At 51.4% G+C, this 648-nt stretch carries 1 pseudogene; it reads right to left on the bottom strand.

From position 1 onward, the window contains the following. Positions 1-161: 161 nt before the first annotated feature. A pseudogene (locus FQ204_RS10045) lies at positions 162-648 on the bottom strand (IS30 family transposase); the annotation flags it as partial.

Below are 648 nucleotides of genomic sequence, written 5' to 3'. Positions count from 1 at the left end.
GGGGGGGGGGGGGGGGGGGGGGGGGGGGGGGGGGGGGGGGGGGGGGGGGGGGGGGGGGGGGGGGGGGGGGGGGGGGGGTTTTTTTTTTCAAGCAGAAGACGGCATACGAGGTCGGTCTCGGCATTCCTGCTGAACCGCTCTTCCGATCTACTTTCGTAAAGTTGTTCGATGGCTGAAAACATGGCTTTGGCTGTTCTATCTGGTATCTTGAAGGCTAAGTAAAAACGAGTTTTTCGCTCTAGAAAAGTCGCTAAACACCCCTTGCTTTTGCCTCTGGAAGACACTACAGTATCAAGCTCCCAGTGGCCAAAAGTTTCACGATTCCGAACCTCTTTAGGACGTTTGGCAATCGGCGTGCCAATCCTAAATGTCCCACGTGTTTCTTTGGGTTGTCGAGTTCTTCCTTTACGACGGAGGACGCTTAAATCCAGATCAATCAAACCAGCATAGAGCCAGTTATAGATGGTTTTAAAAGCTACCATTGGCTTTTGTTCAAGCTGATAGCGCCCACAAATCTGTTCAGGCGACCAGGAGGATTTTAAACCGTTCTCAATTTCCTTTTTCAACTTTGGTGTTAAACAAGACTTCCGACCTTTTTGCTTAGCCCTGTGGTCGTACTGTTCCTGTGCTAAGACTGCGGAATAACCA

Origin of the sequence: Streptococcus constellatus (assembly GCF_902167705.1) — a bacterium.
Lineage (GTDB): Bacteria > Bacillota > Bacilli > Lactobacillales > Streptococcaceae > Streptococcus > Streptococcus constellatus_A.
Note: the sequence above shows the minus strand (reverse complement) of the source record. Positions and strands in the feature narration are given on the sequence as shown.